The sequence below is a fragment of the Pseudomonas putida genome, from assembly GCF_001976065.1.
In the GTDB taxonomy this organism is placed as follows: Bacteria; Pseudomonadota; Gammaproteobacteria; order Pseudomonadales; family Pseudomonadaceae; genus Aquipseudomonas; species Aquipseudomonas serbica.
The window spans coordinates 253,143-275,917 of the sequence record NZ_MNAH01000003.1 but is presented as its reverse complement, the minus strand read 5'-3'; the positions used below and the strand labels follow the sequence as shown (position 1 = coordinate 275,917).

Genomic DNA, 22,775 nt, shown 5'->3' with positions numbered 1-22,775 from the left:
CTGATTGTTAGGGGCTCTTCAGTGTGAAAAAAAAGCCGTGAAAAGCCAACGACCTGTAAACCTAGACCTAAGGACCATCAAACTCCCAGTCACTGCTTACACGTCCATTCTTCACCGTATCTCCGGTGTCATCCTCTTCGTGTGCCTTGCCATCATGCTTTATGCATTGGACAAGTCGCTGAGCTCCGAGGAAGGCTTCGGTCAGGTGAAAGCGTGTCTGACCAGTCCGCTAGCCAAGCTAGTGATTTGGGGCATCCTGTCCGCCTTGCTGTATCACCTGGTTGCCGGTGTGCGCCATTTGATCATGGACATGGGCATCGGTGAGACGCTGGAAGGCGGCAAGCTGGGCTCGAAAATCGTTATCGCCGTTTCCGTGGTGGTAATCGTTCTGGCAGGAGTTTGGATATGGTAACTAACGTCACGAACCTGTCGCGTTCGGGCCTCTATGACTGGATGGCGCAACGTGTGTCTGCGGTCGTTCTCGCGGCTTACTTCATTTTCCTGATCGGATACGTCGTGGCCAACCCTGGCCTCGAGTACGCCCAATGGCATGAACTGTTCGCCAATAACTGGATGCGTATTTTCAGCCTGCTGGCCCTTGTTGCTCTGGGCGCTCACGCCTGGGTCGGCATGTGGACCATCGCGACCGACTACCTGACGCCAATGGCGTTCGGCAAGTCCGCGACGGCTATACGTTTCCTGTTCCAGGCAGTATGCGGCGTTGCGATGTTCGCTTACTTCGTCTGGGGCGTGCAGATTCTCTGGGGTATCTGATTCATGGCTAACATTCCAACGATTTCTTTCGACGCCATCATTATTGGTGGTGGCGGTGCCGGCATGCGCGCAGCGCTGCAACTGGCGCAAGGCGGTCACAAGACTGCGGTAATCACCAAGGTTTTCCCGACCCGTTCGCACACTGTATCCGCCCAGGGCGGCATCACCTGCGCCATCGCGTCCGCTGACCCGAACGATGACTGGCGCTGGCACATGTACGATACCGTCAAGGGTTCCGACTACATCGGTGACCAGGACGCTATCGAATACATGTGTCAGGAAGGCCCGGCTGCCGTTTTCGAGCTGGACCACATGGGTCTGCCGTTCTCGCGCACCGAAACCGGCCGTATCTATCAGCGTCCGTTCGGCGGTCAGTCCAAGGACTACGGTAAAGGCGGCCAGGCTGCCCGTACCTGCGCAGCGTCCGACCGTACCGGTCACGCCCTGCTGCACACCCTTTATCAGGGCAACCTGAAAGCTGGCACCACGTTCCTGAACGAGTACTACGCCGTTGACCTGGTGAAGAACGGTCAAGGCGAATTCGTCGGCGTGATCGCCATCTGCATCGAAACCGGCGAAACCACCTACATCCGTGCCAAGGCTACTGTCCTGGCAACCGGCGGTGCAGGCCGTATCTATGCCTCCACCACCAACGCCCTGATCAACACCGGTGACGGCGTTGGCATGGCCCTGCGTGCTGGCGTGCCGGTACAAGACATCGAAATGTGGCAGTTCCACCCGACCGGCATCGCCGGCGCCGGTGTACTGGTAACCGAAGGTTGCCGTGGTGAAGGTGGATACCTGATCAACAAGCACGGCGAGCGCTTCATGGAGCGTTATGCTCCGAACGCCAAAGACCTTGCCGGTCGTGACGTTGTTGCCCGTTCGATGGTTAAAGAGATCATCGCCGGTAACGGCTGTGGCCCGAACGGCGACCACGTAATGCTCAAGCTCGACCACCTGGGCGAGGAAGTGTTGCACAGCCGTCTGCCTGGCATCTGCGAACTGTCCAAGACGTTTGCTCACGTTGATCCGGTTGTTGCTCCAGTTCCGGTTGTTCCCACCTGCCACTATATGATGGGCGGCGTTGCCACCAACATTCATGGCCAGGCGATCACCCAGGACGCCGAAGGCGTAGACACCATCATCCCGGGCCTGTTCGCTGTAGGCGAAGTGGCTTGCGTATCGGTTCACGGCGCCAACCGCCTGGGCGGCAACTCGCTGCTCGACCTGGTGGTCTTCGGCCGTGCTGCCGGCCTGCACCTGGAAAAGGCGCTGACCGACGGTATCGAGTACGACGACGCCACCGACGCCGACATCACTGCGGCCCTGGCGCGTCTGTCCGCCCTGAACGAGCGTACCGATGGCGAAGACGTGGCAACCCTGCGTCGCGAGCTGCAAAACTGCATGCAGAACTACTTCGGTGTATTCCGTACCGGCGAATACATGCAGAAGGGTATTGCCCAGCTGGCTGACCTGCGCAAGCGCATCGCCAACGTCAAGATCAACGACAAGTCGCAGGCGTTCAACACTGCGCGTATCGAAGCTCTGGAACTGCAGAACCTGCTGGAAGTGGCCGAAGCTACCGCCATCGCTGCCGAAGTACGTAAAGAGTCCCGCGGCGCTCACGCCCGTGAAGACTTCGAAGATCGTGACGACGAAAACTGGCTGTGCCACACCCTGTACTTCCCGGGTGAGAAGCGCGTTGCCAAGCGTGCCGTGAACTTCTCGCCGAAGACTGTTCCGACTTTTGAACCTAAGATTCGGACTTATTAAGGGTGGCCGCCATGTTGCAAGTCAGTGTTTATCGTTACAACCCTGATCAGGACGCTGCGCCGTTCATGCAGGAATTCCAGGTCGATACCGGTGGTAAAGACCTGATGGTGCTGGACGTACTGGCCCTGATCAAAGAGCAGGACGAAGGTTTCTCCTATCGTCGCTCTTGCCGTGAAGGTGTTTGCGGTTCCGACGGCATGAACATCAACGGCAAAAACGGCCTGGCCTGCGTCACGCCGCTGTCTGCTGTTGTAAAAGGTAACAAGTTGATCGTTCGTCCTCTGCCAGGTTTGCCGGTTATCCGTGACCTGGTCGTCGATATGAGCATCTTCTACAAGCAATACGAAAAGGTTAAGCCTTACCTGCAGAACGACACGCCGGCTCCGGCCATCGAGCGCCTGCAGTCCCCTGAAGAGCGTGAAAAGCTCGATGGTCTGTACGAGTGCATCCTGTGCGCCTGCTGCTCGACTTCGTGCCCGTCCTTCTGGTGGAACCCGGACAAGTTCCTGGGTCCAGCTGCACTGCTGCAAGCGTACCGCTTCCTGGCAGACAGCCGTGATACCAAGACGTCCGAGCGTCTGGCTTCGCTGGATGACCCGTTCAGCGTATTCCGCTGCCGCGGGATCATGAACTGCGTCAACGTATGTCCGAAAGGCCTGAACCCGACTAAGGCCATCGGTCACATCCGTAACATGCTGCTCTCCAGCGGCGTGTGATTCAGCTGTAGTACCCGTAAGACTGTTGTACCCGTAGATGCTGCGGCGCAGGCTTCAACCGGCGCCGTAGTTTTAACCTGAGCAGCAGCCTAAAAGGCTGCGGCTCTTATTTTGAAGAAATGAGACAAGCAGGGGCATCCGGGCTGGTACCCGGACTATCAGTGTGATCCTAGTGGCTTGTTTTGGTCGCTGCATTCGGACTTCTGCAAGTTTGCTCGGTGTCGACACCGGTGGTGTTCCCCTAACCGAGGGTGACCAAGCATGCAAGAAAGCGTGATGCAGCGCATGTGGAACAGCGCCTACCTATCCGGTAGTAACGCTGCCTATGTGGAAGAGCTCTACGAGCTCTACCTGCACGACCCTAACGCTGTGCCAGAAGAGTGGCGCACCTACTTCCAGAAGTTGCCTGCTGACGGCAACTCTGCCACCGATGTTTCGCACTCCACAATTCGCGATCATTTCGTCTTGCTGGCAAAGAACCAGCGCCGCGCCCAACCGGTTTCCGCCGGCAGCGTGAGCAGTGAGCACGAGAAGAAGCAAGTTGAAGTGCTGCGATTGATCCAGGCCTACCGTATGCGTGGCCACCAGGCAGCCCAGCTTGACCCGCTGGGGCTGTGGCAGCGTCCTGCACCTGCAGACCTGTCGATCAATCATTACGGCTTGACCAATGCCGATCTTGATACGACCTTCCGTGCCGGCGACCTGTTCATCGGCAAAGAGGAAGCGAGCCTACGCGAAATTCACGAAGCGTTGCAGCAGACATATTGCCGCACCATCGGCGCTGAGTTCACGCACATCACCGATTCCGAGCAGCGCCAGTGGTTCCAGCAGCGCCTGGAAAGCGTGCGTGGCCGTCCGACGTACTCCGCCGACATCAAGAGCCACCTGCTCGAGCGCGTGACCGCCGGTGAAGGCCTGGAAAAATACCTGGGCACCAAATACCCGGGCACCAAGCGTTTCGGCCTGGAAGGTGGCGAGAGCCTGATTCCGATGCTCGACGAGCTGATCCAGCGTTCCGGTTCCTACGGCACCAAGGAAATCGTCATCGGCATGGCCCACCGTGGCCGTCTGAACGTGCTGGTCAACACCTTCGGCAAGAACCCGCGTGAGCTGTTCGACGAGTTCGAAGGCAAGAAGAAGGTCGAGCTGGGTTCCGGTGACGTCAAGTATCACCAGGGCTTCTCGTCCAACGTAATGACCACCGGCGGTGAAGTTCACCTGGCCATGGCGTTCAACCCGTCCCACCTGGAAATCGTTTCCCCGGTGGTCGAGGGTTCTGTTCGCGCCCGCCAGGACCGTCGCAATGACCTGACCGGCGAGAAGGTCCTGCCGATCTCCATCCACGGTGACGCGGCATTCGCCGGTCAAGGCGTGGTGATGGAAACCTTCCAGATGTCGCAGACCCGCGGTTTCAAGACCGGCGGTACCGTGCACATCGTGATCAACAACCAGGTTGGTTTCACCATCAGCAACCCGCTGGACTCGCGTTCCACCGAGTACGCGACCGACGTTGCGAAAATGATCCAGGCGCCGATCCTCCATGTGAATGGCGATGATCCGGAAGCCGTGTTGTTCGTGACCCAGCTGGCCATCGACTACCGCATGCAGTTCAAGCGTGACGTCGTGATCGACCTGGTCTGCTACCGTCGTCGCGGCCACAACGAGGCCGACGAGCCAAGCGGCACCCAGCCGATCATGTATCAGCAGATCACCAAGCAGCGCACTACCCGTGAGCTGTACGCCGATCGCCTGACCCAGGCCGGTGTGTTGGACGCTGAACGTGTTCAGGCCAAGGTCGACGAATACCGCAACGCGCTGGACAACGGTCTGCACGTAGTGAAAAGCCTGGTCAAAGAGCCGAACAAAGAGTTGTTCGTGGACTGGCGTCCGTATCTGGGCCACGCCTGGACCGCGCGTCACGACACTCGCTTCGATCTGAAGACCTTGCAGGAACTGTCCGCCAAGCTGCTGGAAATCCCGGAAGGCTTCGTGGTTCAGCGCCAGGTTGCGAAGATCTACGAAGACCGTCAGAAGATGCAAGCCGGCGGCCTGCCGATCAACTGGGGTTACGCTGAAACCATGGCGTACGCGACCCTGGCGTTCGAAGGTCACCCGATCCGCATGACTGGCCAGGACATCGGCCGCGGTACGTTCTCGCACCGTCATGCCGTGTTGCACAACCAGAAGGACGCGGGCACCTACATCCCGCTGCAGAACCTGTACGACGGTCAGCCACGTTTTGACCTGTACGACTCGTTCCTGTCCGAAGAAGCGGTGCTGGCGTTCGAGTACGGTTACTCGACCACCACGCCAAATGCCCTGGTTATCTGGGAAGCCCAGTTCGGCGACTTCGCCAACGGCGCCCAGGTTGTAATCGACCAGTTCATCACCAGTGGCGAGCACAAGTGGGGCCGTCTGTGCGGTCTGACCATGCTGCTGCCGCACGGTTATGAAGGTCAGGGGCCGGAGCACTCCTCGGCTCGTCTGGAGCGTTACCTGCAGCTGTGCGCCGAGCACAACATCCAGGTGTGCATGCCGACGACGCCGGCACAGATCTACCACTTGCTGCGCCGTCAGGTGATTCGCCCGCTGCGCAAGCCACTGGTAGTCCTGACTCCGAAGTCGCTGTTGCGCCACAAGCTGGCCATCTCGACCCTGGAAGATCTGGCCGAAGGTTCCTTCCAGACCGTTATCCCGGAAATCGACGCCCAAGACCCGAAAAAGGTCGAGCGCGTTGTCCTGTGTAGCGGCAAGGTCTACTACGACCTGCTGGAAAAACGTCGTGCCGAAGGCCGTGACGATATCGCCATCGTGCGTATCGAGCAGCTGTACCCATTCCCTGAGGACGACTTGAAAGAAGTCCTGGCGCCTTACACCAACGTCAAGCATGCCGTGTGGTGTCAGGAAGAGCCGATGAACCAGGGTGCGTGGTACTGCAGCCAACACCACATGCGTCGCAGCATCAGCAACCTCAACAAGTCCCTCGTACTCGAGTACGCGGGCCGTGAGGCTTCTGCTGCACCGGCATGCGGTTACGCATCGATGCACGCCGAGCAGCAGGAAAAACTGCTGCAAGACGCCTTTACTGTTTAACGCCTTCGCGCACCTGAAACCGAATTTAAGGACCCACAGATAATGGCTATCGAAATCAAAGCCCCCACTTTCCCGGAATCGGTTGCCGACGGCACCGTTGCCACCTGGCACAAACAACCGGGCGACGCGGTCAAGCGCGACGAACTGATCGTCGACATCGAAACCGATAAAGTCGTACTCGAAGTGTTGGCTACCGCTGACGGCGTGCTGGGCGCTATCGTCAAGAACGAAGGCGACACCGTTCTGTCCGACGAAGTCCTGGGCTCCATCGAAGCGGGCGGCGCTGCTGCCGCTCCAGCCGCTGCTGCTCCGGCCGCCGCTGCCCAAGCTGCTGCTCCAGCTGCCGAAGGCGAAGACGATCCTGTTGCTGCACCGGCTGCCCGCAAGCTGGCTGAAGAAAACGGCATCAACATCGCTTCCGTTGCCGGCACCGGCAAAGGCGGCCGTGTGACCAAGGAAGACGTGGTTGCAGCCGTTGCTGCCAAGAAAGCCGCTCCGGCTGCCGCGCCTGCCAAGGCTGCTGCACCTGCCGCTGCTGCTCCAGTATTCGCTGCTGGCGATCGCATCGAGAAGCGCGTTCCGATGACCCGCGTTCGCGCTACCGTGGCCAAGCGCCTGGTAGAAGCCCAGTCGAACATGGCGATGCTGACCACGTTCAACGAAGTCGACATGACCGAAGTCATGGCCCTGCGTTCGAAGTACAAGGATCTGTTCGAGAAGTCCCACAACGGCGTGCGCCTGGGCTTCATGTCGTTCTTCGTGAAAGCGGCCACCGAAGCGCTGAAGCGCTTCCCGGCTGTCAACGCGTCGATCGACGGCGGCGACATCGTTTACCACGGCTACGCTGACGTCGGCGTTGCAGTTTCCAGCGATCGCGGCCTGGTTGTACCGGTCCTGCGTAACGCCGAACTGATGAGCCTGGCTGAAATCGAAGGCGGCATCGCCACCTTCGGCAAGAAAGCCCGCGACGGCAAACTGTCGATGGACGAAATGACCGGTGGTACCTTCACCATCACCAACGGCGGTACCTTCGGTTCGATGATGTCGACCCCGATCGTCAACCCGCCACAAGCAGCCATCCTGGGCATGCACAACATCATCCAGCGTCCGATGGCCATCAACGGCCAGGTCGTTATCCGTCCGATGATGTACCTGGCACTGTCCTACGATCACCGTCTGATCGATGGCAAAGAAGCTGTGACTTTCCTGGTGACCATCAAGAACCTGCTGGAAGATCCGGCTCGTCTGTTGCTGGATATCTGATAGAAGCAGCCATGAGCTGCAAGCTCGAGCTCGCGGAAAACCCGCGGCTTGGCTTGCAGCTTGCGGCTTGAAGCTTTTCGCTAAAGAGGATTTTTTGAATGTCGCAGAAATTTGACGTAGTAGTGATCGGCGCTGGCCCTGGCGGCTATGTGGCTGCCATCAAGGCCGCTCAGCTTGGCCTTTCGACCGCCTGCATCGAGAAGTACACCGACAAGGAAGGCAAACTGGCTCTGGGCGGTACCTGCCTGAACGTCGGCTGCATTCCATCCAAGGCCCTGCTGGACAGCTCGTGGAAGTACAAGGAAGCCAAAGAAGGCTTCGCGATCCACGGTATCAACCACGCTGGCGTGACCATGGACGTGCCAGCAATGGTCGGCCGCAAGGCCACCATCGTCAAAGGCCTGACCTCTGGCGTTGCGACCCTGTTCAAAGCCAACGGTGTGACTTCCATTGAAGGTCACGGCAAGCTGCTGGCCGGCAAGCAAGTTGAAGTCACCAAGCCAGACGGTTCGGTAGAAATCATCCAGGCCGAGAACGTCATCCTGGCTCCAGGTTCGCGTCCGATCGACATTCCGCCAGCTCCGGTTGACCAGAATGTGATCGTCGATTCGACTGGCGCACTGGAATTCCAGACCGTGCCTAAGCGTCTGGGCGTGATCGGCGCTGGCGTGATCGGTCTGGAACTGGGTTCGGTCTGGTCGCGTCTGGGTGCAGAAGTGACTGTCCTGGAAGCCCTGGACACCTTCCTGATGGCCGCTGACGCCGCCGTTTCCAAGGAAGCACTGAAAACCCTGACCAAACAGGGCCTGGACATCAAGTTGGGCGCTCGCGTGACCGGCTCCAAAGTGAACGGCGACGAAGTCGTGGTGAACTACACCGATGCCAAGGGCGAGCAGAACATCACGTTCGACAAGCTGATCGTAGCCGTTGGTCGCCGTCCGGTGACCACTGATCTGCTGGCTGCCGACTGCGGCGTGACCCTGGACGAGCGCGGTTTCGTGCACGTCGATGATCACTGCGCCACCACTGTACCGGGCGTCTACGCCATTGGTGACGTGGTTCGCGGCATGATGCTGGCGCACAAGGCGTCCGAAGAAGGCATCATGGTTGTCGAGCGCATCAAGGGCCACAAGGCCCAGATGAACTATGATTTGATCCCTTCGGTTATTTATACTCACCCGGAAATCGCGTGGGTAGGTAAAACCGAGCAGGCCTTGAAAGCTGAAGGCGTTGAAGTTAACGTCGGCACCTTCCCGTTTGCAGCCTCTGGCCGTGCCATGGCTGCCAACGACACCGGTGGTTTCGTCAAGGTCATCGCAGATGCCAAGACAGACCGCGTACTGGGCGTCCACGTGATCGGCCCAAGCGCCGCAGAACTGGTTCAGCAGGGCGCAATCGGTATGGAATTCGGCACCAGCGCTGAAGACCTGGGCATGATGGTTTTCTCCCATCCGACCCTGTCTGAAGCCTTGCACGAAGCTGCTTTGGCAGTGAATGGCGGCGCCATCCACATCGCCAACCGCAAGAAGCGTTAAGACAATAAGAAACCACGGCGGTTTGGCCCGTCGTGAGCCTTGCATGCAAGACTCACCGCGGAATATCCGCTGGACGCAGTCTTGCGTAGCTGCACCGGTTGTCCGGAAAGGCTACGCAAGCAGCAGTCACAGGTGGTGCGGCACTTGAACAAGTGCAGCACCGAATGCGCAGTACCTAACGAAGACGGTAAAAAGCATGAATCTTCACGAGTATCAGGGTAAGCAGCTGTTCGCTGAATACGGCCTGCCAGTTTCCACTGGTTATGCAGTAGACACCCCGGAAGCAGCAGCAGAAGCTTGCGACAAGATCGGCGGCAGCGAGTGGGTTGTCAAAGCCCAGGTCCACGCCGGTGGTCGCGGTAAAGCGGGCGGCGTAAAGCTGGTTCGCAGCAAAGAAGACGCCAAGGCCTTCGCACAGCAGTGGCTGGGCAAGCGTCTGGTGACTTACCAGACTGACGCCAATGGCCAGCCAGTCACCAAGATCCTGGTTGAATCGTGCACTGATATCGCTAAAGAGCTGTACCTGGGCGCTGTCGTTGACCGTTCGAGCCGTCGTATCGTGTTCATGGCTTCCACCGAAGGTGGCGTGGACATCGAGAAAATCGCTCACGACACTCCAGAAAAAATTCTGAAGGCCACTATCGATCCACTGGTTGGCGCTCAGCCATTCCAGGGTCGCGAGCTGGCATTCCAGTTGGGTCTGGAAGGCAAGCAAGTTGCCCAGTTCGCCAAGATCTTCGTAGGTCTGGCCAAACTGTTCAAGGATCACGACCTGGCCCTGCTGGAAGTGAACCCGCTGGTGATCAAGGCTGACGGCGATCTGCACTGCCTGGACGCCAAGATCAACATCGACGCCAACGCCATGTACCGTCAGCCTAAGCTGAAGACTTTCCACGATCCGTCGCAAGACGATCCGCGCGAAGCGCACGCTGCCAAGTTCGAACTGAACTACGTAGCGCTGGAAGGCAACATCGGTTGCATGGTCAACGGTGCTGGCCTGGCCATGGGTACCATGGACATCGTCAACCTGCATGGCGGCAAGCCAGCCAACTTCCTCGACGTGGGCGGCGGTGCTACCAAGGAACGCGTAACTGAAGCGTTCAAGATCATCCTGTCCGACACCAACGTCGCTGCAGTACTGGTCAACATCTTCGGCGGCATCGTTCGTTGCGACATGATTGCCGAAGGCATCATCGGCGCTGTGAAAGAAGTCGGCGTGAAAATCCCGGTTGTTGTTCGCCTTGAAGGCAACAACGCTGAGCTGGGCGCTAAAGTACTGGCAGAAAGCGGTTTGAACATCATCGCTGCTACCAGCCTGACCGACGCTGCTCAACAAGTTGTCAAAGCTGCGGAGGGCAAATAATGAGCGTCCTGATCAATAAAGACACCAAAGTTATCTGCCAGGGTATTACCGGTTCGCAAGGTAGTTTCCACACCCAGCAAGCCATCGAGTACGGCACCAAGATGGTGGGTGGCGTAACTCCGGGCAAAGGCGGCACCGAGCACCTGGGCCTGCCAGTGTTCAACACCGTGAAAGACGCTGTAGCTGCCACTGGCGCCACCGCCAGCGTGATCTACGTTCCAGCTCCTTTCTGCAAAGACTCGATCCTGGAAGCTGCTTTCGGCGGCATCAAGCTGATCGTCTGCATCACCGAAGGCATTCCTACCCTGGACATGCTGGACGCTAAAGTTAAGTGCGACGAACTGGGTGTTACCCTGATCGGCCCTAACTGCCCAGGCGTGATCACCCCAGGCGAATGCAAGATCGGCATCATGCCAGGTCACATTCACTTGCCAGGCAAGGTCGGTATCGTTTCCCGTTCCGGCACCCTGACCTACGAAGCTGTGAAGCAGACTACTGACGCCGGTTTCGGTCAGTCGACTTGCGTCGGCATCGGTGGTGACCCGATCCCGGGTTCGAACTTCATCGACATCCTGAAGCTGTTCCAGGAAGACCCGAAGACCGAAGCGATCGTAATGATCGGTGAGATCGGCGGTTCGGCTGAAGAAGAAGCGGCTGCCTACATCAAGGCACACGTGACCAAGCCGGTTGTTTCCTACATCGCTGGTGTGACTGCTCCTCCGGGCAAGCGCATGGGCCATGCTGGCGCAATCATCTCTGGCGGCAAAGGCACTGCAGACGAGAAATTCGCTGCTCTGCAAGACGCAGGCGTTAAAACCGTGCGTTCGCTGGCAGACATCGGCAAGGCCCTGGCCGAGCTGACGGGTTGGGCTGTCAAGTAAGCCTCGTGCTTAACTGACGCTTCACCAAACAAAGGCCACCTTCGGGTGGCCTTTGTCGTTTCCGGGTGATCGTTCCCACGCAGAGCGTGGGAACGATCTGTGCCAAGGTAGAAAATTAGGTATGTAAACGCGACATTGAAGTGTCGCGTATCGGATAGATCGCACCCTAACAGTGCGTTTGGCGTGCAAATTCGTTAGGATACGCGCCATTTTTGCGTCCGCAGCCCACAAGGCCGCAACGCGCTAAAAGGGTTGGTCCCATACGGACCGACAGCATTTCCCTCACCCATAGGGAAATCCCTCTCTAAATTCCGATTCAGTAGTGTGGTATTTCCTTAATGAAAGTGTTGAAAGGCCAGGACATCCTGGCACTTGGTTTTATGACGTTTGCCCTGTTCGTCGGGGCTGGCAACATCATCTTCCCGCCTATCGTCGGTTTGCAGTCCGGGCCTCACGTCTGGATGGCGGCGCTGGGCTTCCTGATCACTGCAGTCGGCCTGCCCGTGGTCACCGTCGTGGCCCTGGCCAAGGTGGGGGGCGCCATGGATGCCCTGAGCAGCCCGATCGGCAAGATCGCCGGTGGCCTGCTCGCGGCGGCGTGCTACCTCGCTGTCGGCCCACTGTTCGCCACGCCGCGCACCGCAACCGTGTCGTTCGAAGTCGGCCTGGCGCCCCTGACCGGCGAAAGCCCACTGGCGCTGTTCCTCTACAGTTCCGTGTACTTCCTGGTGGTGTTCTTCATCTCGCTGTACCCGGGTCGTTTGCTCGATACCGTCGGACGTTTCCTCGCACCGCTGAAAATCATCGCCCTGGCTGCGCTCGGTATTGCCGCGTTCGCCTTGCCAGCGGGTGACATAGGCCATGCAACGCCTGAATACGTGGCGGCACCGTTCTCCCAGGGCTTCATCAACGGTTACCTGACCATGGATACCCTCGGTGCACTGGTGTTCGGCATCGTTATCGTCAACGCCATCCGCTCTCGCGGTGTCGAGTCGCCGGCGTTGATCACCCGTTACGCGATCATTGCCGGCCTGATTGCCGGCGTGGGCCTGGCACTGGTCTACATCAGCCTGTTCCGTCTGGGTGCGGGCAGCCATGAAGTCGCCGCCGGTGCCACCAATGGCGCGGCCGTACTGCACGCCTACGTGCAGCACACCTTCGGCTCCCTGGGCAGCGGTTTCCTTGCCGTGCTGATCTCGCTGGCCTGCCTGGTCACCGCAGTTGGCCTGACCTGTGCCTGCGCCGAGTACTTCAGCCGGGTGCTGCCACTGTCCTACAAGACCCTGGTGATCATCCTCGCAGCGTTCTCCCTGCTGGTGTCCAACCTGGGCCTGACCAAGCTGATCGCGTTCTCGATCCCGGTACTGACCGCGATCTACCCGCCGTGCATCGCCCTGGTGGCCCTGAGCTTCTGCAAGGACTTCTGGCATGAACAAGGCCGCATCGTTGGTCCGGTGATGCTGGTGTCGTTCATCTTTGGCCTGATCGACGCCCTCAAGGGTGCCGGCCTGGCGGACTGGATGCCGACTCAACTGTCGCACCTGCCGCTCAGCGAGCAAGGCCTGGCGTGGCTGGTGCCTTCGGTGATGACCCTGGTGGTCGCCGTGGTGTGCGACCGTCTGCTGGGCAAGCGCGAAGAAGCGCTGGCTTAAGCGTTACCAGCCCGTCACGAGCGGGCCGGTGAGCAAAAACAGAAATGCCCCGTATCAATCGATACGGGGCATTTTTTTTACCTGGAGTGCGGTGTCTTTTGCGTTGCGCTAACGTCGAAAGACTGCTGGGACCTCATGTGGGAGCGAGCCTGCTCGCGAAGGCGTCGGCATGTTCGACGCACATGTTGATTGATCTTGCGCTTTCGTGAGCAGGCTCGCTCCCACAAGGTCCCAGTGTTTTGTCATCACATCAAAAGGACTCGCATGTCGTTCATCCAAGCCAACCTGATCCACATACTCGCTGCCATCTGGTTCGTGATCTGCTGGGGCGGTTACACCCGCTATGCGACCTGGAAGGGCCGTGACACCGCTTGCCTGGCCAGCGTGCTGCATCTGTATCGCGAAGACTGGATGCGCCGCATGCTGCTGCGCGACAACCGCATCGCCGATGCCAGCGTGATCGGCAACCTGGAGCGCAATGCGTCGTTCTTTGCCTCCAGCACCCTGATTATCCTGGCCGGTATCCTCACGGTGCTCGGGGCGTCCGAAAGGGCGGTGTCGTTGCTGGCCGATATCCCGATGGTGCAGCAGGCGTCCCAGGGGATGTCGGAGATCAAGTTGTTATGCCTGGCGCTGGTATTCGTCTATGCGTTCTTTACCTTCAGCTGGTGCATGCGCCAGTACAACTTCGCCGCCATCCTGGTGGGCTCGGCCCCCATGGTCGGTGAGCGGCATGTGTCGGAGCAGGAGCGCAAGGCCTTTGCCAATCGCGCGGCGCGGGTTATTTCCATGGCGGCCAACCAGTTCAACTTCGGCCTGCGTTCCTATTACTTCGGCATGACCATGCTGGCCTGGTTCGTCAGCCCCTGGTTGTTCATGTTGATGAGTGCCGGCGTGGTGTTTGTGCTGTACCGCCGCGAGTTTCACTCCGACGTTCTCGATGTCATGGTCTATACCCCTACAGAGGCGCCTTTGCCCGAGGTAAATAAAGAGGTCGCTTGATGAGTATTCCATTCTGGTGCGTGTTCATCAGTGCTGTACTGATTTACGTGGCGCGCATGCCCGTGACCACGGCCATGAAAGAGCAGGGCGGCTACAATAATCACTTGCCACGCCAGCAGCAGGCGCAACTCACGGGACTGGGTGCGCGTGCGCTGGCAGCGCATCAGAACAGTTTCGAAGCTTTCATATTGTTTGCAGTGGGGGTGTTGATGGCCCACACCACGCAAACGGCGGGATGGTTGATCGACTCGTTGGCGATCATCTTTGTCATCGCGCGAGTCCTCTACCTGCTGTGTTACTGGAAAGATCTGGCCTGGCAACGCAGCCTGGTCTGGCTGGTGGGATTAATCTGTTCGTTGTTGCTGATGATTAGTCCGACTTTTCGAACGATTTTGCTCTAGCGCTGACGTTCGGACAAAAGCTGCACGCAAAAGAAAACCCGCACTTGGCGGGTTTTCTTTTATCACGCTAAAAACCAATTTAGTTTTTAGGCGCGGCTTCTTTTGCCGCAGCTTCGTTCGATTCAGCCTGAGCTTTGGCGGCTTCGGCGTTTTCTTTCGCTGCGTCGTTCACTTTATCCTGAGCTTTGTTCATGTCTTGCTGTGCTTGCTCAGCATGTTCGGCGGCATCTTGAGCTTTGTCCTCGGATTTTTTATCGCAAGCAGCGAGACCGAGGGAAGCGGTCAACATCAAGGCAATAGCAAAAGTCTTACGCATGGGGTGTTTCTCCTTGTGGAAAAGATCTATCTGGCCTTAAGAGCCTTGGTGTCATGGTTAAGTTCCTCAAATTATTTCAGATATAAAAGTTTGTTCTAATGCGGAACTTTTACCTGGCTCTCTACTTCACTGCCAACTAAACAAGAGTCTTTATCAACATGGCTGAAAACCCCGTTTTTGAGCGTGCGACACGATTCCTGTCGGCGCTGCGACATTGTCAGGTTCTCGGGTTGCGCGTTCACAGCGCCAGTGCCGAAGGGCTCACCGTGGTGCTGCCATACGGCCCGCAGATCGTCGGCAACCCCCAGAGTGGCGTGATTCACGGCGGTGCCTTGACTACCTTGATGGACACCGCTTGTGGCATGTCGACCCTCTGCGTGCTGCCGGAATTCGAAGTCTGCCCGACACTCGACCTGCGTATCGACTACATGCACGCAGCCGAACCGCATAAAGATGTCTACGGCTTCGCCCAGTGCTATCGGGTGACCACCGACGTGATATTCGCCCGTGGATTTGCCTATCAGGATGACCCCAAGCAGCCCATTGCCCACGTGGTAGGCACTTTCATGCGCATGGGCAAGGGCATCAAGGGGACCAAGGGTTTTGCAGGTGCCATCGCCGGAGGTGCGAAGTGAGCGAGTCATTCAAGGAGCAACTGCAACGGGCCCATGAGCAGGGGGATTACGCGCCGCTGTTGAAGCTGATTCCCTACGCCGGATTGATCGGCGTGGAATGCTCGCGGGTCGGCGATGAACTGCTGTTTCGTCTGCCGGCCAACAAGGACAACATCGGCAACCCGTTATTGCCGGCCATTCATGGCGGCGTGATCGCCGGCTTCATGGAACTCTCGGCCGCGTTTCACTTGCTGGTGGCGACCGGTTCGCCGGGCGTGCCGAAGATCATCGACTTCTCCCTCGATTACCTGCGCGCCGGGCAGTTTCGCGATACCTGGGCCCGTTGCCAGGTGTGTCGCCAGGGGCGCCGCGTCGCCAACGTGGCGATTACCGCCTGGCAAAGTACTGAAGCTGAACCCATCGCCACGGCCCGAGCGCATTTCAAACTCGATGAGCCCTTGAAATCCTGAACACAGCCCCCAACTCTGATGACAACCCGCCGCCGACCCTCAAGGTCGCGGCCACTGCCATCTGATTGGAGTTTGATGACCATGAGTGTGGAAACTCAAAAGGAAACCCTGGGCTTCCAGACCGAGGTGAAGCAACTGCTGCACCTCATGATCCATTCGCTGTATTCCAACAAGGAAATTTTCCTTCGCGAACTGATCTCGAACGCCTCTGACGCTGTAGACAAATTACGTTTCGAAGCGCTGTCCAAGCCACAATTGCTGGAAGGTGGCGCTGAACTGAAAATCCGTGTGAGCTTCGACAAGGACGCCAAGACCGTCACCCTCGAAGACAACGGCATCGGCATGAGCCGCGAAGACGCGATCACCCACCTGGGCACCATTGCCAAGTCCGGTACCGCCGACTTCATGAAGCACCTGACGGGCGACCAGAAGAAAGACTCGCACCTGATCGGTCAGTTCGGTGTTGGTTTCTATTCGGCCTTCATCGTCGCCGACAAAGTCGACGTATTCAGCCGTCGAGCCGGCAGCGATGCCAGCGAAGGCGTTCATTGGTCGTCCAAAGGTGAGGGCGATTTCGAAGTCGCCACCATCGAGAAGGCTGAGCGTGGCACGCGTATTGTCCTGCACCTGAAAGCCGGTGAAGACGAGTTCGCCGATGGCTGGCGCCTGCGCAACATCATCAAGAAATACTCCGATCACATTGCTCTGCCGATCGAGTTGCCGAAAGAAGTGGCAGCCGCTGAAGGCGAAGAGAAGCCGGCCGTTGAGTGGGAAACCGTCAACCGCGCCAGCGCCCTGTGGACCCGTCCGCGTACCGAGATCAAGGACGAGGAATATCAGGAGTTCTACAAGCACATCGCCCACGACTTCGAGAATCCGCTGAGCTGGAGCCACAACAAGGTCGAAGGCAAGCTGGAATACAGCTCGCTGCTGTACGTGCCGGCCCGTGCGCCATTCGACCTGTACCAGCGTGAAGCGCCAAAAGGCCTGAAGCTGTACGTGCAGCGCGTGTTCGTCATGGACCAGGCTGAGTCCTTCCTGCCGCTGTACCTGCGCTTCATCAAGGGTGTGGTCGACTCCAACGACTTGTCGCTGAACGTGTCGCGGGAAATCCTGCAGAAAGACCCGATCATCGACTCGATGAAGTCGGCGCTGACCAAGCGCGTGCTGGATATGCTGGAAAAACTGGCGAAGAACGAGCCAGAGCAATACAAAGGCTTCTGGAAAAACTTCGGCCAGGTCATGAAAGAAGGCCCGGCAGAAGATTTCGCCAACAAAGAGAAAATCGCTGGACTGTTGCGTTTCGCATCGACCAACGGTGATGACGGCGAGCAGGTTGTCGGCCTGGCCGAGTACCTGGCACGTGCCAAGGAAGGTCAGGACAAGATCTACTACCTGACCGGCGAAACCTACGCCCAGGTCAAGAACAGCCCGCACCTGGAAGTCTTCCGCAAGAAAGGCATCGAAGTGCTGCTGCTGACCGACCGTATCGACGAGTGGCTGATGAGCTACCTGAGCGATTTCGACGGCAAGAGCTTTGTCGACGTGGCGCGCGGTGACCTGGACCTCGGCAACCTGGACTCGGAAGAGGACAAGAAGGCCGCGGAAGAAGTCGCCAAGTCCAAGGAAGGCCTGGTTGAGCGTCTGAAGACCGCGCTGGGCGAATCCGTGGCTGAAGTACGGGTATCCCATCGCCTGACCGATTCCCCGGCGATCCTGGCCATCGGCGAGCAGGACCTGGGCCTGCAGATGCGTCAGATCCTCGAAGCCAGCGGGCAGAAGGTTCCGGATTCGAAGCCGATCTTCGAATTCAACCCTGCTCACCCTCTGATCGAGAAGCTCGACAACGAGCAGAGCGACGAGCGCTTTGGCGACCTGTCGCACATCCTCTTCGATCAGGCGGCCCTGGCGGCCGGCGACAGCTTGAAGGACCCGGCGGCCTACGTGCGCCGCCTGAACAAGCTGCTGGTTGAACTGTCGGCTTGACAAGGTTGTAGAAAAACCCGCTTCGGCGGGTTTTTTTCATTCTGGTGTAAAAAAATCAGGAGTCATAAATGAGCCAAATCACTGTACGTTCTGTTGTCTACCAGATTGATGGCCAATCCTACGAAAGCCGCCTGGCTTTCGACGCCGACCACAAAGGCCCGCGTCCGGGTCTGTTGATGGCGCCGAACTGGATGGGTGTTGGCGCCGGGGCCGAGGAGATCGCCAAGTCGGTCGCGGCCAAGGGTTACGTGGTGTTGATCGCGGATCTCTATGGCCAATCGGTTCGTCCGCAGAACAACGATGAGGCTGGCGCGGCAATGACGCCGTTGAAGAATGACCGGCCGTTGCTGCGCAAGCGCATGCAGGTGGCGTTCGAGCAGCTGCAAAGCCAGGGTGAGGCCGCTGTCGATACCTCGAAGCTGGCGACCTTCGGTTTCTGTTTTGGCGGTTGCTGCGCACTGGAATTCGCCCGCACGGGGGCGCCAGTGAAGGCGGCTGTGTCGTTCCATGGCACGCTGGACACACCGAATCCGGCCGATGCAAAAAACATCAAGGGCAAGGTGCTGGTGCTGCACGGCGCTTCCGATCCGTTAGTGCCCAAGGAGCAATTGCCGGCGTTTGAAGATGAAATGAACGCCGCTGGCGTGGATTGGCAGCTGCTGAGCTACGGCGGCGCGTTCCACTCGTTCACCGATCCCCATGCGAACGTGCCGGGGATGATGATGTACGACGCCAAGGTCGCTGCTCGGGCCTTCACGTCGATGCACAATCTACTGGATGAAGTGTTCAAGGGCTGATTGCGATAGTGCCGCCCTCTTCGCGAGCAAGCCCGCTCCCACATTGGAATGCGGTCAACTGTGGGAGCGGGCTTGCTCGCGAAGGCGATGTGAAATTCACAATAAGTCTTAAGGAAGTTCGATCCGCTCAACTTCCCCCGGCACCGTCGGCCAATCCCCGGCCGCCCAGCGCCGACGCGCTTCATCGATGGCTGCCGGATCGCTCGCCACGAAATTCCAGTTGATCCGTCGTGGCCCATCCAGCGGCGCACCACCGAACAACACCGCATGACTGTCGCTCTCGGCGAACAAGGTCATTTCTTCCCCGGGTGGCAACACCACCAGTGAATGCGGCTCTATCGGCTCGCCATCGAGCTGCACGTCCCCGCTCAACACATACAGCGCGCGCTCTTCATGCTCGGTGGGAATCAGCAGGGTCGTCGCCGTTTGCAGGTTCACTTCGGCATACAGCGTCGGCGAAAGCACTGGCACTGGCGATTCCAGGCAAAAGCCCGAGCCTGCGATCATGCGGATCGTCACCCCGAGGTTTTCGCTGACCGGCAGTGTGGCGGCGGGGTGGTGGCTGTAGTGTCCTGGCCCCTGTTCCTTGTCTTTGGGAGAAGCCAGCCAGATCTGCAAACCGTGCATCGTAAAGCCGCTGTCTTTTAGCGCTTCGGGTGTGCGCTCGACATGGGCGATGGCGCTGCCAGCGGTCATCCAGCTGACATCACCGGCATTGACCACCTGGTCCGACCCGAGGCTGTCCTTGTGCTGCAGCTGGCCTTCAAAGAGGTAGGTGAGCGTGGAGAGACCAATATGCGGATGCTGGCGGATGTTCATGCCGGTACCCGCTGCATAACGGGTTTCGAGCATATGGTCGAAAAACACGAAGGGCCCGACATTGCGGCATTTGGCTGATGGCAACGGGCGAAGAATCGGCTGGCCTTCGACATCTTCGGCGCGGGGGCGGATCACGAGCGGAGTGTTCATGGTGCGTTCCAGGCTGAGCGGGTGATGCGGTCGAGCATAACCCGCTTGCGCAGCCCTTGCCGCTATTGGCTGAACGCGCCTTCGGCCAGATGGGTTTCGATGCTGACTTCAGAAGTGGTCATCAGCTTGTGCACCGGGCAGCGATCGGCCACCCGGTGCAGCTCTTCGCGCTGGGCGTCGGTGAGCACGCCCTTGAGGGTCAGCTTGACGTGGAGTACGTATTTGCCTTTTTGCTCCTGGCTGTTGTCGCGCTTGACCTCCACGCCAACGCCCGTCAGCGGAATGTCCTTTTTCTTCGCATACATCTTCAAGGTCAGGGCCTTGCAGGCGCCCAGTGCGGCATCGAAGTAGTCGTGCGGCTCTGGCGCCGAACCTTCGCCGCCTGCCGATGGCGGGGCATCGGCATAGAGTTCGTGGTCATCGATCTGGACGGTATGACGCAAGCCTTCGGCAGAAACGGTGTTGACGGTGACAGTCATGTGAAACCTCGCAGGCAGCAGGGAAAGTCATTCGATCAAAAAAGACCTTGAAGGTATAGAGCATTGCGCCTGTCGTGCGTTCCTGCTTTTTAATCTTCAAAAAAAACCCCGCAAGTGCGGGGCTTCTTCAAGAGGTGCAGTTCAGCTGCCTTTAACCGACTTGCCGTTCACCGTGCCGTCCAGGAGCATGATGTTGTACTCCTTGCCGTCGGTCTCGACCTGTTGCAGGCGAACCAGCAGGTAATCCCAATCCTTGGCGAACCAGAGCACGGTGATGCGCTTGCTTTGTGTCGGGTCGCGCACGCGCTCGACCTTGATCGCGTCGATCTGGCCAGCCTTGGTCTCGACTTTTTCCGAACCCAGCACGCGGAAGTCATAGGTATCGACTTCGCCATCATCGACAACCTGATAGCTCATGCTTTTCTTGCCGGCGGCTACGTCATGCTGCAGTGCCAGCTGGTAGGTGGATTTGTCGAGCATGCCGCGGTTGAGGGCAATATTGACCGCGTCGCCACGATCGGTGCCGGTAACCTTCTTGGCAGTCCAGTCGAAGTCCAGGTCAGCCTTCTTGGCTTTACCCAGGCCACCCCGTTCGAAATGGTAGGACTGTGGCAGCAGGGTGTCCTTGTCGACGGTCAGGGTGCTTTCTTCGGACAGGCTGGCGATCATCATCGAAGCCTTGAAGTTGAGCTTCCAGACGCCATTGGCTTGCTTGGTCAGGCTGCGCTCGGCCGTGCCGCTCATGGGCAGCTGCTTCCAGTCGGCGGTGTAGCTGGCGGAGAAAGGTTGAAGGTCTGCAGCCTGTGTGAAGGGCAGGGCGAGCAGAGCGCAAGCGAAGAGCAGGGCGCGACGCATAAAATCTCCTAGGGTCGAATCAAGTGGCCGCTGGCCGCGAGTAACTGTCCATCCAGTAAAGCACCTTGTTCGCCGAGGGATAACCGGCCTTCGGCAAACCAACGCACGGCCATGGGGTAGATCAGGTGTTCCTGCACATGGACCCGCTGCGCCAGACTCTGCGGCGAGTCGTGCAACTCTACCGGTATTACTGCTTGTACGACCAGTGGTCCGCCATCGAGTTCCTCGGTGACGAAGTGCACGGAGCAGCCATGTTCGGCGTCACCGGCTTCCAGCGCGCGCTGATGAGTGTGTAACCCTTTGTATTTGGGTAGCAGCGAGGGATGGATATTGAGCAGGCGGCCCGCGTAGTGGCGTACGAAGTCAGCGCTGAGAATGCGCATGAAGCCGGCCAGGACCACGAGTTTGGGATTGAAGGCGTCGATCAGTTCGATCAGCGCGGCGTCGAAGGCCTCGCGGCCCTCGAAAGCCTTGTGATCCAGGGTGCGGGTGTCGATACCCGCGTCCCTGGCGCGTTGCAGGCCATAAGCGTCGGCGCGGTTGGAAATCACCGCAGCGATGCGGACCGGGCTGTCGCCGGTCCGCGTGCTGTCGATCAAGGCCTGCAAGTTACTGCCGGTGCCGGAGAGCAGCACCACAACATCACAGGTGTTAGGCATTAGTGAGCCTTGAGGTTCTTCAGTTCAACCTGGGCAGCGCCTTCGGCAGCGGTGGCGATCTGACCGATGACCCACGGTTGCTCGCCGGCTTCACGCAGGACGTTCAGCGCGGTTTCCACGTGCTCTTGAGCCACGCAGATGACCATGCCTACGCCGCAGTTCAGCACGCGGTGCATTTCGTTTTCGTCGACGTTGCCTTTTTCCTGCAGCCAGTCGAACACCGCAGGGCGGGTCCAGCTTGCCACGTCAACCACCGCTTGTGCGCCTTTTGGCAGGACGCGCGGGATGTTGTCCAGCAGGCCGCCACCGGTGATGTGAGCCATGGCTTTCACGGCGCCGGTTTCCTTGATCAGCTTGAGCAGCGGCTTCACGTAGATACGGGTCGGGGCCATCAGCAGGTCGGTCAGCGGCTTGCCGTCGAGCTGGATGTTTTCGATGTCGGCACCGGACACTTCGATGATCTTGCGGATCAGCGAGTAGCCGTTGGAGTGCGGGCCGGAAGACGGCAGGGCGAGCAGGGCATCGCCGGCAGCGACTTTGGAACCGTCGATGATTTCGGCCTTTTCCACGACGCCGACGCAGAAGCCGGCCAGGTCGTAGTCTTCGCCTTCGTACATGCCAGGCATTTCAGCGGTTTCGCCGCCCACCAGGGAGCAGCCGGACAGTTCGCAGCCAGCGCCGATGCCGGTCACGACCTGGGTCGCGGTCTCGACGTTGAGTTTGCCGGTGGCGTAGTAGTCGAGGAAGAACAACGGCTCGGCGCCGCAGACCACCAGGTCGTTCACGCACATGGCGACCAGGTCGATGCCGATGCTGTCGTGCTTGTTCAGGTTCAATGCCAGGCGCAGCTTGGTGCCGACGCCGTCAGTACCGGAAACCAGCACGGGCTGCTTGTAGCCGGCCGGGATTTCGCAGAGGGCGCCGAAACCGCCCAGGCCGCCCATGACTTCCGGGCGCGCAGTGCGCTTGGCGACGCTCTTGATGCGTTCGACCAATGCTTCACCGGCGTCGATGTCTACACCGGCGTCCTTGTAGCTCAGGGAGGGTTGCTTGCTCATGATCCAGGCCTTTAGGGGGGATTTCTGTAACGACCGAGTCCAGCGGGACCGCCAAATTCGACGAAGGTGATTGCCTCACGCGATATTCGAGGGTGCCCGGCTGTTGCCGGTCTGCG

At 58.9% G+C, this 22,775-nt stretch carries 22 protein-coding genes; 16 read left to right on the top strand and 6 right to left on the bottom strand.

Annotation, left to right across the window (positions count from 1 at the left end):
- The first annotated feature begins 37 nt into the window (after window positions 1–37).
- The 12 genes from sdhC to BKX96_RS12315 all read left to right on the top strand — a co-directional run bounded on the left by sdhC (window position 38) and on the right by BKX96_RS12315 (window position 14,456).
- Window positions 38–412: a succinate dehydrogenase, cytochrome b556 subunit gene (gene sdhC / locus BKX96_RS12370; RefSeq protein ID WP_016773673.1), complete on the top strand. Its 375-nt coding sequence runs from the start codon at window positions 38–40 to the stop codon at window positions 410–412.
- Window positions 406–774, top strand: coding sequence for a succinate dehydrogenase, hydrophobic membrane anchor protein (sdhD, locus tag BKX96_RS12365; RefSeq protein ID WP_046819375.1), 369 nt, complete (start codon window positions 406–408; stop codon window positions 772–774). Before sdhC ends, sdhD begins: the two co-directional genes overlap by 7 nt.
- A gap of 3 nt (window positions 775–777) precedes the next feature.
- The gene (gene sdhA / locus BKX96_RS12360) at window positions 778–2,550 is read left to right on the top strand and encodes a succinate dehydrogenase flavoprotein subunit (protein ID WP_046819376.1); all 1,773 of its coding nucleotides are present in this window, start codon (window positions 778–780) and stop codon (window positions 2,548–2,550) included.
- An 11-nt stretch (window positions 2,551–2,561) separates the two neighbouring features.
- On the top strand, window positions 2,562–3,266 hold the full coding sequence (locus BKX96_RS12355) for a succinate dehydrogenase iron-sulfur subunit (protein WP_008063297.1): 705 nt from the start codon (window positions 2,562–2,564) through the stop codon (window positions 3,264–3,266).
- Between the two features lie 261 nt (window positions 3,267–3,527).
- Entirely contained in the window at window positions 3,528–6,359 is a 2,832-nt protein-coding gene (locus BKX96_RS12350; protein ID WP_046819377.1) for a 2-oxoglutarate dehydrogenase E1 component, read from the top strand.
- A 42-nt stretch (window positions 6,360–6,401) separates the two neighbouring features.
- On the top strand, window positions 6,402–7,622 hold the full coding sequence (odhB, locus tag BKX96_RS12345; protein WP_046819378.1) for a 2-oxoglutarate dehydrogenase complex dihydrolipoyllysine-residue succinyltransferase: 1,221 nt from the start codon (window positions 6,402–6,404) through the stop codon (window positions 7,620–7,622).
- A gap of 98 nt (window positions 7,623–7,720) precedes the next feature.
- Window positions 7,721–9,157, top strand: coding sequence for a dihydrolipoyl dehydrogenase (gene lpdA / locus BKX96_RS12340; RefSeq protein ID WP_046819379.1), 1,437 nt, complete (start codon window positions 7,721–7,723; stop codon window positions 9,155–9,157).
- A gap of 196 nt (window positions 9,158–9,353) precedes the next feature.
- The gene (gene sucC, locus BKX96_RS12335; protein ID WP_007919879.1) at window positions 9,354–10,520 is read left to right on the top strand and encodes an ADP-forming succinate--CoA ligase subunit beta; all 1,167 of its coding nucleotides are present in this window, start codon (window positions 9,354–9,356) and stop codon (window positions 10,518–10,520) included.
- The gene (gene sucD / locus BKX96_RS12330; protein WP_003223019.1) at window positions 10,520–11,401 is read left to right on the top strand and encodes a succinate--CoA ligase subunit alpha; all 882 of its coding nucleotides are present in this window, start codon (window positions 10,520–10,522) and stop codon (window positions 11,399–11,401) included. The genes sucC and sucD overlap by 1 nt, the downstream gene beginning before the upstream one ends.
- Window positions 11,402–11,739: 338 nt before the next feature.
- On the top strand, window positions 11,740–13,053 hold the full coding sequence (brnQ, locus tag BKX96_RS12325) for a branched-chain amino acid transport system II carrier protein (RefSeq protein WP_077184040.1): 1,314 nt from the start codon (window positions 11,740–11,742) through the stop codon (window positions 13,051–13,053).
- A 264-nt stretch (window positions 13,054–13,317) separates the two neighbouring features.
- Window positions 13,318–14,055: a DUF599 domain-containing protein gene (locus BKX96_RS12320; protein ID WP_077184039.1), complete on the top strand. Its 738-nt coding sequence runs from the start codon at window positions 13,318–13,320 to the stop codon at window positions 14,053–14,055.
- The gene (locus BKX96_RS12315; protein WP_046819382.1) at window positions 14,055–14,456 is read left to right on the top strand and encodes an MAPEG family protein; all 402 of its coding nucleotides are present in this window, start codon (window positions 14,055–14,057) and stop codon (window positions 14,454–14,456) included. The genes BKX96_RS12320 and BKX96_RS12315 overlap by 1 nt, the downstream gene beginning before the upstream one ends.
- Window positions 14,457–14,535: 79 nt before the next feature.
- On the opposite strand, the gene BKX96_RS12310 is transcribed toward BKX96_RS12315, so the two are convergent.
- Window positions 14,536–14,772 (bottom strand): hypothetical protein, encoded by a 237-nt coding sequence (locus BKX96_RS12310; protein WP_046819383.1) that lies wholly within the window; start codon window positions 14,770–14,772, stop codon window positions 14,536–14,538.
- A 158-nt stretch (window positions 14,773–14,930) separates the two neighbouring features.
- Between BKX96_RS12310 and BKX96_RS12305 the strand changes: the two genes are divergently transcribed.
- The 4 genes from BKX96_RS12305 to BKX96_RS12290 all read left to right on the top strand — a co-directional run bounded on the left by BKX96_RS12305 (window position 14,931) and on the right by BKX96_RS12290 (window position 18,639).
- The gene (locus BKX96_RS12305; protein WP_077184038.1) at window positions 14,931–15,407 is read left to right on the top strand and encodes a PaaI family thioesterase; all 477 of its coding nucleotides are present in this window, start codon (window positions 14,931–14,933) and stop codon (window positions 15,405–15,407) included.
- Window positions 15,404–15,856 carry a PaaI family thioesterase gene (locus BKX96_RS12300; RefSeq protein ID WP_077184037.1) on the top strand — a complete coding sequence of 151 codons (453 nt, stop codon included), beginning with the start codon at window positions 15,404–15,406 and terminating at the stop codon, window positions 15,854–15,856. Before BKX96_RS12305 ends, BKX96_RS12300 begins: the two co-directional genes overlap by 4 nt.
- Before the next feature lie 81 nt (window positions 15,857–15,937).
- Window positions 15,938–17,842 carry a molecular chaperone HtpG gene (htpG, locus tag BKX96_RS12295; RefSeq protein WP_077184516.1) on the top strand — a complete coding sequence of 635 codons (1,905 nt, stop codon included), beginning with the start codon at window positions 15,938–15,940 and terminating at the stop codon, window positions 17,840–17,842.
- Between the two features lie 68 nt (window positions 17,843–17,910).
- Window positions 17,911–18,639, top strand: a complete 729-nt coding sequence (locus BKX96_RS12290; RefSeq protein ID WP_046819386.1) for a dienelactone hydrolase family protein — start codon at window positions 17,911–17,913, stop codon at window positions 18,637–18,639.
- 108 nt (window positions 18,640–18,747) lie between these two features.
- Here BKX96_RS12290 and BKX96_RS12285 read toward each other — a convergent pair whose 3' ends face one another.
- The 5 genes from BKX96_RS12285 to purM form a co-directional block, all read right to left on the bottom strand.
- Window positions 18,748–19,608, bottom strand: a complete 861-nt coding sequence (locus BKX96_RS12285) for a pirin family protein (protein ID WP_077184036.1) — start codon at window positions 19,606–19,608, stop codon at window positions 18,748–18,750.
- A gap of 62 nt (window positions 19,609–19,670) precedes the next feature.
- Window positions 19,671–20,087, bottom strand: coding sequence for an OsmC family protein (locus BKX96_RS12280; protein ID WP_046819388.1), 417 nt, complete (start codon window positions 20,085–20,087; stop codon window positions 19,671–19,673).
- 141 nt (window positions 20,088–20,228) lie between these two features.
- Window positions 20,229–20,942 (bottom strand): DUF3108 domain-containing protein, encoded by a 714-nt coding sequence (locus BKX96_RS12275; RefSeq protein WP_077184035.1) that lies wholly within the window; start codon window positions 20,940–20,942, stop codon window positions 20,229–20,231.
- 8 nt (window positions 20,943–20,950) lie between these two features.
- Window positions 20,951–21,601: a phosphoribosylglycinamide formyltransferase gene (gene purN / locus BKX96_RS12270; protein WP_046819390.1), complete on the bottom strand. Its 651-nt coding sequence runs from the start codon at window positions 21,599–21,601 to the stop codon at window positions 20,951–20,953.
- A complete protein-coding gene (gene purM / locus BKX96_RS12265; protein WP_046819391.1) occupies window positions 21,601–22,659 on the bottom strand; it encodes a phosphoribosylformylglycinamidine cyclo-ligase in 1,059 nt (352 codons plus the stop codon). The genes purN and purM overlap by 1 nt, the downstream gene beginning before the upstream one ends.
- Between the last annotated feature and the right edge of the window lie 116 nt (window positions 22,660–22,775).

What these genes read in the sequence shown, in the direction of transcription:
- BKX96_RS12305 (WP_077184038.1), top strand. Translation starts at nt 14,931, where the DNA reads ATGGCTGAAAACCCCGTTTTTGAGCGTGCGACACGATTCCTGTCGGCG.
- sdhD (WP_046819375.1), top strand. Translation starts at nt 406, where the DNA reads ATGGTAACTAACGTCACGAACCTGTCGCGTTCGGGCCTCTATGACTGG.
- purM (WP_046819391.1), bottom strand. Translation starts at nt 22,659, where the DNA reads ATGAGCAAGCAACCCTCCCTGAGCTACAAGGACGCCGGTGTAGACATC.
- odhB (WP_046819378.1), top strand. Translation starts at nt 6,402, where the DNA reads ATGGCTATCGAAATCAAAGCCCCCACTTTCCCGGAATCGGTTGCCGAC.
- sucD (WP_003223019.1), top strand. Translation starts at nt 10,520, where the DNA reads ATGAGCGTCCTGATCAATAAAGACACCAAAGTTATCTGCCAGGGTATT.
- htpG (WP_077184516.1), top strand. Translation starts at nt 15,938, where the DNA reads ATGAGTGTGGAAACTCAAAAGGAAACCCTGGGCTTCCAGACCGAGGTG.
- BKX96_RS12280 (WP_046819388.1), bottom strand. Translation starts at nt 20,087, where the DNA reads ATGACTGTCACCGTCAACACCGTTTCTGCCGAAGGCTTGCGTCATACC.
- BKX96_RS12275 (WP_077184035.1), bottom strand. Translation starts at nt 20,942, where the DNA reads ATGCGTCGCGCCCTGCTCTTCGCTTGCGCTCTGCTCGCCCTGCCCTTC.
- BKX96_RS12320 (WP_077184039.1), top strand. Translation starts at nt 13,318, where the DNA reads ATGTCGTTCATCCAAGCCAACCTGATCCACATACTCGCTGCCATCTGG.
- BKX96_RS12285 (WP_077184036.1), bottom strand. Translation starts at nt 19,608, where the DNA reads ATGAACACTCCGCTCGTGATCCGCCCCCGCGCCGAAGATGTCGAAGGC.
- sucC (WP_007919879.1), top strand. Translation starts at nt 9,354, where the DNA reads ATGAATCTTCACGAGTATCAGGGTAAGCAGCTGTTCGCTGAATACGGC.
- BKX96_RS12315 (WP_046819382.1), top strand. Translation starts at nt 14,055, where the DNA reads ATGAGTATTCCATTCTGGTGCGTGTTCATCAGTGCTGTACTGATTTAC.
- BKX96_RS12310 (WP_046819383.1), bottom strand. Translation starts at nt 14,772, where the DNA reads ATGCGTAAGACTTTTGCTATTGCCTTGATGTTGACCGCTTCCCTCGGT.
- BKX96_RS12355 (WP_008063297.1), top strand. Translation starts at nt 2,562, where the DNA reads ATGTTGCAAGTCAGTGTTTATCGTTACAACCCTGATCAGGACGCTGCG.
- lpdA (WP_046819379.1), top strand. Translation starts at nt 7,721, where the DNA reads ATGTCGCAGAAATTTGACGTAGTAGTGATCGGCGCTGGCCCTGGCGGC.
- BKX96_RS12350 (WP_046819377.1), top strand. Translation starts at nt 3,528, where the DNA reads ATGCAAGAAAGCGTGATGCAGCGCATGTGGAACAGCGCCTACCTATCC.
- sdhA (WP_046819376.1), top strand. Translation starts at nt 778, where the DNA reads ATGGCTAACATTCCAACGATTTCTTTCGACGCCATCATTATTGGTGGT.
- purN (WP_046819390.1), bottom strand. Translation starts at nt 21,601, where the DNA reads ATGCCTAACACCTGTGATGTTGTGGTGCTGCTCTCCGGCACCGGCAGT.
- BKX96_RS12290 (WP_046819386.1), top strand. Translation starts at nt 17,911, where the DNA reads ATGAGCCAAATCACTGTACGTTCTGTTGTCTACCAGATTGATGGCCAA.
- brnQ (WP_077184040.1), top strand. Translation starts at nt 11,740, where the DNA reads ATGAAAGTGTTGAAAGGCCAGGACATCCTGGCACTTGGTTTTATGACG.